Genomic DNA, 5,715 nt, shown 5'->3' with positions numbered 1-5,715 from the left:
GTGCGCGGTGGGTGCAGCGGTCCGAAGTGGGCGCCGACGCACGGTTCTTCGGGCTCGGCGGGCGGGCAGCGGGGCCGCGCCTCGCGGACGGCACGTACCGGCTGTGGAACTCCGATCCCGGCGGGTCCTTCGCGCCCGGAGACGATCCGCTGTATCTGACGATGCCGGTGCAGCTGGTGGTCGCGGACGCGGGGACGCATCTGGTCTTCCACGACAACTCGTGGGACGGGTCCGTCACCCTGCGCGAGGGCGAGGAGGGCGCCGGCTCCGGGCATGACCGGCCCGGGACGACCGAACTGCGCGTGGACGGTGGCCCGTTGCGCTGCTGGGTGGTGGTCGGGACGCCGGCCCGGGTGCTGCACGCGTGGGCCGGGCTGACGGGCGCGCCCGCAGTGCCGCCGGCCTGGGCGCTCGGGTATCAGCACGCGCGGTGGGGGTTCGGGTCGGCCACGGAGGTCCGGCGCGTGGTGGCCGGGTACCAGGAGCGGGGATTGCCGCTCGGCGCCGTACATCTGGATATCGATCACTATGACGCGCATCAGGTGTTCACGGTCGATCGCGTGAACTTTCCGGAACTGCCCGCGCTGGCGGACGAGTTGCGGGCGCAGGGGACGCGGCTCGTGTCGATCGTCGACCCCGCGGTGAAGGCCGAGCCGGGCAATGCGCTGTTCGACTCGGGCCGGGCCGAGGATGCGTTCGTACGGGATGCGAGGCGCCGGATCGTACGGGGTGTGGTGTGGCCGGGTGAGTCGGTCTACCCGGACTTCACCGCGCCGCATGTGCGGGCCTGGTGGGGCCGGCAGTACGCCGAGCGGCTCGGGCAGGGGTTCTCCGGGTTCTGGCATGACATGAACGAACCGGTGTCGTTCGCCGCCTTCGGTGACCCGTCGCTGCCGCGGTCGGCGCGGCACGCGCTGGACGGGCGGGGCGGCGATCATCGCGAGGCGCACAACGTCTACGGGCTGTGCATGGCCCGGGCCGCGTACGAGGGGCTGTGCGAACTGCGGCCGCAGGAGCGGCCGTTCCTGTTCTCGCGCTCGGGCTGGGCGGGCTTGCAGCGCTACGGCGGAACCTGGTCCGGGGATGTGGAGACCAGCTGGGCGGGGCTGCGCGCCTCGTTGGCGCTGGTCCTCGGTCTCGGGCTGTGCGGGATTCCGTATTCGGGGCCGGATGTGGGCGGGTTCAGCGGACGGCCGCCCGCGGAGCTGTACCTGCGGTGGTTCCAACTGGGGGCGTGGCTGCCGCTGTTCCGTACGCACTCGGCGATGAACGCCGGCCGGCGTGAGCCCTGGGTGTACGGGGATGAGGTCCTCGCGCATGCGCGGGCGGCGCTGGAGGAGCGGCGGCGGCTGCATCCGTACTTCGTGACGCTGTCCCAGCTCGCGTCGCGCACGGGTGCTCCTTATGTGCGGCCGCTGTGGTGGTCGGCGCCGGAGGACCGGGCGCTGCGGGACTGCGACGATGCGTTCCTGCTGGGGGATGCGCTGCTTGTGGCGCCGGTGTTCGAGCCCGGCGCCGACCGGCGTGCGGTGCGGCTGCCGCGGGGGCGGTGGTACGACACCGTCGGCGAGCGTGCGTATGACGGGCCGGGACAGGTGCTGCTCGACGCTCCCCCGTCCCGGGTCCCGGTGCTCGCACGGGCCGGGACCGTGGTGCCGGTGCGCGGCGAGGACGGGGAGCTCGAGCTGGAGGTGTGGGCGCCGCTGCGGGGGCGTACCGGCGGAGGGCTTGTCGTGCGCGATCCCGGGGACGGCTGGGAGCGTGCCGAAGTCGAGCGCTATGTGACGCGGTGGAAGAACGACCGGGTCATGGTCGTACGGGAGACGGACGCGGGTGTGGAGGAGGTCACGGAGAGGGTGCGGGTGCGGGGGGTGTGAGGGCCGGGTCCTCGATGGGGAACCACAGCTCCGGGCGCTCCCAGGTCACCTTCGGCGGGCTGGGCGGGAGCGTGCCGGTGCGGTGGGCGCCCATCGCACGGTAGAAGCCCTCCGAGGGCGGGTGCGAGACCACGCGTACGCCCGAAAGGCCTGCTGTGCGCGCCTCGTTCAGCATGTGCGTGATCAGGTGACGCCCGGCGCCGTTGCCCTGGGCCGCGTCGGCGACGAAGGCCAGGTCGAGCTCGGGCGGGTCGCAGATGAGCGAGTAGAAGCCGAGTGGCGCGCCTTGCGGGTCCTCGGCGAGGAACACGCGGTGGCGCGCCACGTAGTCGGGCGTCACGCGGTAGCCCTCGAGGATCGAGGCGTACGTCCCTTGGTACGCGCTCGACGCCAGCATCAGGGTGGTGAGGGCTGGTGCGTCGGTCGGCAGGGCACGGCGGATGGTGATCGGATCCATGCGGACGAGTATAGGAGCGTAGTGCGCTAGGGACCCTTACATTTTGCCGGCGCCCTTACGCGTAGCGCCCCTCGAACCAGGCCGCGGCCGCCACCGTGTGCAGCGGGAAGCCGAGGGGGGACGGGGCGCGCAGGAGGGAGCGGGCGGTGGTCTCGTCGGTCGGCGCGAAGGGCGGGAGCTCCGCCGCGGGGCGGGGCGGCAGGACGCCGAAGAGGAGGAGGTGGCCGTCCGCGGAGCTCAGGGCGTCGGCGAGGCGGACGTCGCGGTCGTCGGCCTCGATGCCGGTCTCCTCGCGCAACTCCCGTACCAGCGCGTGCCGCCAGTCCTCGTTGTGGTCGACGAAGCCGCCGGGCAGGGCGAGTTGGCCGCGGGCGGGCTCGATTCCGCGCGTGACGATGAGCAGGCCCATGCCTTCCGTGTCGTGCACGGGCTGCAGTGCGACGGCAACCGGAAGCGGATTGCGGTACGCGACGGCGCCGCAGACGGTGCAGGTTCGGGGCCAGCCGGAGACGTCCGCGTACGGAGCGCCGCAGCTCGAACAGTGGGAGTCCTGGGCGGACTTGGCGGGGGAGGATACAGGCTCGGGCACGGGCGGGACTGTAGCGGAACGCCGACACGCCCGTGCGACCGGCCACCCCTGTCGTCTGACTCGCCCGTCTTGAGCTCACTCTTCCCCGTCTGACTCGCCCGTCTTGGGCTCACTCTCCCCCGTCTGACTCGCCCGTCTTGGGCTCACCCTTCCCATGCGCCCCATCCGGCTGGTAGACGGAGTGGCCATGACTCGTCTTTCGCGTACGCGCACTGTGTGGCGCACCCTCGCCGTCGCCGCTGCCGCCCTGCTCACCGTGACGGCGGTGCCGGCCACGGCCGGTGCCGAGCCGGAGCCCAAGGCACCCGAGGAGTTCGTGGCGCTCGACCGGGTGGACCGGACGATCCTGCACGAGATGCGCTACACGACGGCGCACAACTTCGTCGGTGAGCGCATCGACGGCTACCGCCAGCCGGTCTGCATCCTGACGAAGCCGGCCGCGCTTGCTCTGCGCAAGGCCCAGCGTGGGCTGCTGAAGCAGGGGTACTCGCTGAAGGTGTACGACTGCTACCGGCCGCAGCGGGCGGTGGATCACTTCGTACGGTGGGCCGAGGATCTGGACGACGAGCGGATGAAGGCGGAGTTCTATCCGAACGTCGACAAATCGCGTCTGTTCGCGGACGGTTACATCGCCGCGAAGTCGGGGCACAGCCGGGGTTCCACGGTCGACCTCACCATCGTGAAGCTGCCCGCGCTGCCGACGCGGCCGTTTGTGCCGGGCGAGCCGCTGGTTCCGTGCTTCGCGCCGGTGGGCGAGCGGTTCCCGGACAGTTCGGTGGACATGGGCACGGGTTACGACTGCTTCGACACGCTGTCGCACACGGATTCTCCGCGGATCACGGGGGTGCAGCGGGCGAACCGGGATCTGCTGCGGGGGGCGTTGAGTGAGGTGGGGTTCGTCAACCTGCCTGAGGAGTGGTGGCACTTCACGTACAAGCCGGAGGTGTTTCCCGACACGTACTTCGACTTTCCGGTGAGTCGCAGGTCCGTGGCTGGTCACTGACCGGCGCTGACCAGCCGGAACCGCTCGACGCAAGGCGCTCATCTCCGATGGTGAGCGCCTTCGTCATGCCGCGTTCGAGAAGTGTCGAGTTCATCCGGTCGTCCACCGAATGAGGCCTAGGACCAGCGCAGCCAGCCCACCCATTGCGCCAAGTATCGTGAAGGTGATGGTGACCGCTTCGAACTTACTGACCTTCTCGGATTCCAGACGTCTCGTCGACTCTTCGAGATTATCCAGGCGATGCTGGATCTTCCCGACAGAGATTTCCTTCAGATGCGTTACTTCCCAGAGCAGAGCCGAGTTCTTCTCGGTCTCCTTCTCTATTCTGGTCGACAGATCGCGTTCCTTGGCCGCGCGGTCGTCGAGAATCTTGAGGAGATGGTCCCGGATGTTTTCGTCCGTCACCACCTTGGCGACCTCCTCGCGAATGTCCTGCACTTGCTCTGTCGGCCGAAGCGCGCTGATCCTCTCAAGAATCAACGCCTTGCGCTCCAACAGGATGGGCAGGATCCCCATCTCGAAATGCGCCTCCGCCTCATTGCGGACTACCACCATGCCCGCTTCGGCTGTCATCTTCACCCGGACGACACCGAACCCGTTGGGGTTCTCAATGGCGTGATTCACGCTGGTGAGCGAAACCTGCAGTTCATCGAGAGATTGACCTTCGATCTGTTTGCGCGTCAACCCCAGCCTCTCCAGCTTGGTTCGAAAAGCTGCTCCGATAGTTCTTCGGATTGCCTGGAAAATTTCTGCCCCATGCCATCGGGTCGCCGCCCCATGCCTCGCCCCCCTGCTCACAGCCTTCGAGCCCCAATCGTGGCACCAGGCGCTGCCGGAATCCAGGTTCGTTCAGCGTCAATTGAGGCGGTGACCCATGGCTGGTCTCGGTCTACGTCCAGCAGCGGAGCTGTCGCACGTGGTATGGGATTTGGCGATGGGTGTGGCACCGGGCGTGGAGTTGTTGTCCGGGTCCGAGGACGAGTGCTCGCGGGCCGCCGACGTGCTCGTGTTGCTTGCTCTGGACGGTTCGGACGAGGCTCGGGATGGGCTGCGGGCCCACGTTCGCGGCGGCGAGCATTGGGTCAGTGTTGTGGAGTTGGTCGCGGACCGATGGCCGGACGCCTGGTGGGAGGACCTGGCCGATGTCGCGCGAAAACGTATCGGTCAGGAGCCGGAGCCGCCGTGGCACGTCGAGCCGTGGAAGCGATTCGGGATCGCAGCGCGGCGGCCCGCCTCACGTCCGGTTCCGCCGGACCTGAGCGGGCGTACGGACGGCGAACTGCTCGACCTGTTGGCCAAGGCCCTGCCTGACGACTGCGTTCGGGCCCGGCTCGGCCAGGGCGTCCTCGCCGACCAGCTTGTCCCCGAGGCACTCCCCGTACTGGTGGCCGAGCTCGCCGAGCTACGACGTACCCGTACCTGGTGCGGTCCGGCGGCCACCGCCAGGCGGCTGGCCCGATTCGGGCCCGCGGCCGCCCCAGCGGTGGGAGACCTGCGCCGGCTCTGGCTGCACACTCCGCACTCCTACGAACGGGCCGCTTACCTGGAAGCGCTGGCCGCCATCGATCCGTCGGGCCTGGATTACGCGCACTCCGAATCGCTCTGGGACTGTCAGGAGCAGGCACAGCTTCTCGGTGTCGCCCATGCGCAGGACAACCCCACGACGCTCGCGCACATCGCAGCGCTGCGCGACGACCCGATGGTGTCCACTGACCTGCGGATGGCGGCGTCAGCGCACCACCATAGGGGGCTTGGCCCTTGACGCCAGGTGGGGGCGGTGGGCGTGGAC

At 69.4% G+C, this 5,715-nt stretch carries 6 protein-coding genes; 3 read left to right on the top strand and 3 right to left on the bottom strand.

Features of this window, described 5'->3' with window-relative positions:
• Positions 1 to 1,877: glycoside hydrolase family 31 protein (locus tag G6045_RS38855; RefSeq protein WP_165336961.1), on the top strand; the 1,877-nt coding region annotated here is incomplete at its 5' end.
• Here G6045_RS38855 and G6045_RS38850 read toward each other — a convergent pair.
• Positions 1,846 to 2,334 carry a GNAT family N-acetyltransferase gene (locus tag G6045_RS38850; RefSeq protein WP_165336960.1) on the bottom strand — a complete coding sequence of 163 codons (489 nt, stop codon included), beginning with the start codon at positions 2,332 to 2,334 and terminating at the stop codon, positions 1,846 to 1,848. The two genes, G6045_RS38855 and G6045_RS38850, sit on opposite strands and share 32 nt — an antisense overlap.
• A gap of 55 nt (positions 2,335 to 2,389) precedes the next feature.
• Positions 2,390 to 2,923: an NUDIX domain-containing protein gene (locus G6045_RS38845; protein ID WP_165336959.1), complete on the bottom strand. Its 534-nt coding sequence runs from the start codon at positions 2,921 to 2,923 to the stop codon at positions 2,390 to 2,392.
• Positions 2,924 to 3,110: 187 nt separating this feature from the next.
• Here G6045_RS38845 and G6045_RS38840 point away from each other — a divergent pair, with 187 nt between their 5' ends.
• A complete protein-coding gene (locus G6045_RS38840) occupies positions 3,111 to 3,926 on the top strand; it encodes a M15 family metallopeptidase (protein ID WP_165336958.1) in 816 nt (271 codons plus the stop codon).
• Between the two features lie 90 nt (positions 3,927 to 4,016).
• Here G6045_RS38840 and G6045_RS38835 read toward each other — a convergent pair whose 3' ends face one another.
• Positions 4,017 to 4,610 (bottom strand): hypothetical protein, encoded by a 594-nt coding sequence (locus G6045_RS38835; protein ID WP_165336957.1) that lies wholly within the window; start codon positions 4,608 to 4,610, stop codon positions 4,017 to 4,019.
• A gap of 250 nt (positions 4,611 to 4,860) precedes the next feature.
• Between G6045_RS38835 and G6045_RS38830 the strand changes: the two genes are divergently transcribed.
• On the top strand, positions 4,861 to 5,688 hold the full coding sequence (locus G6045_RS38830; protein ID WP_165336956.1) for a hypothetical protein: 828 nt from the start codon (positions 4,861 to 4,863) through the stop codon (positions 5,686 to 5,688).
• Positions 5,689 to 5,715: the final 27 nt, after the last annotated feature.

Source organism: Streptomyces mesophilus (assembly GCF_011044995.1).
GTDB lineage: Bacteria > Actinomycetota > Actinomycetes > Streptomycetales > Streptomycetaceae > Streptomyces > Streptomyces mesophilus.
This window is presented reverse-complemented; position numbering and strand designations above follow the sequence as displayed.

Excerpts from the sequence above, each read along its gene's own strand:
- G6045_RS38830 (WP_165336956.1), top strand. The coding sequence starts at position 4,861 with ATGGGTGTGGCACCGGGCGTGGAGTTGTTGTCCGGGTCCGAGGACGAG.
- G6045_RS38850 (WP_165336960.1), bottom strand. The coding sequence starts at position 2,334 with ATGGATCCGATCACCATCCGCCGTGCCCTGCCGACCGACGCACCAGCC.
- G6045_RS38840 (WP_165336958.1), top strand. The coding sequence starts at position 3,111 with ATGACTCGTCTTTCGCGTACGCGCACTGTGTGGCGCACCCTCGCCGTC.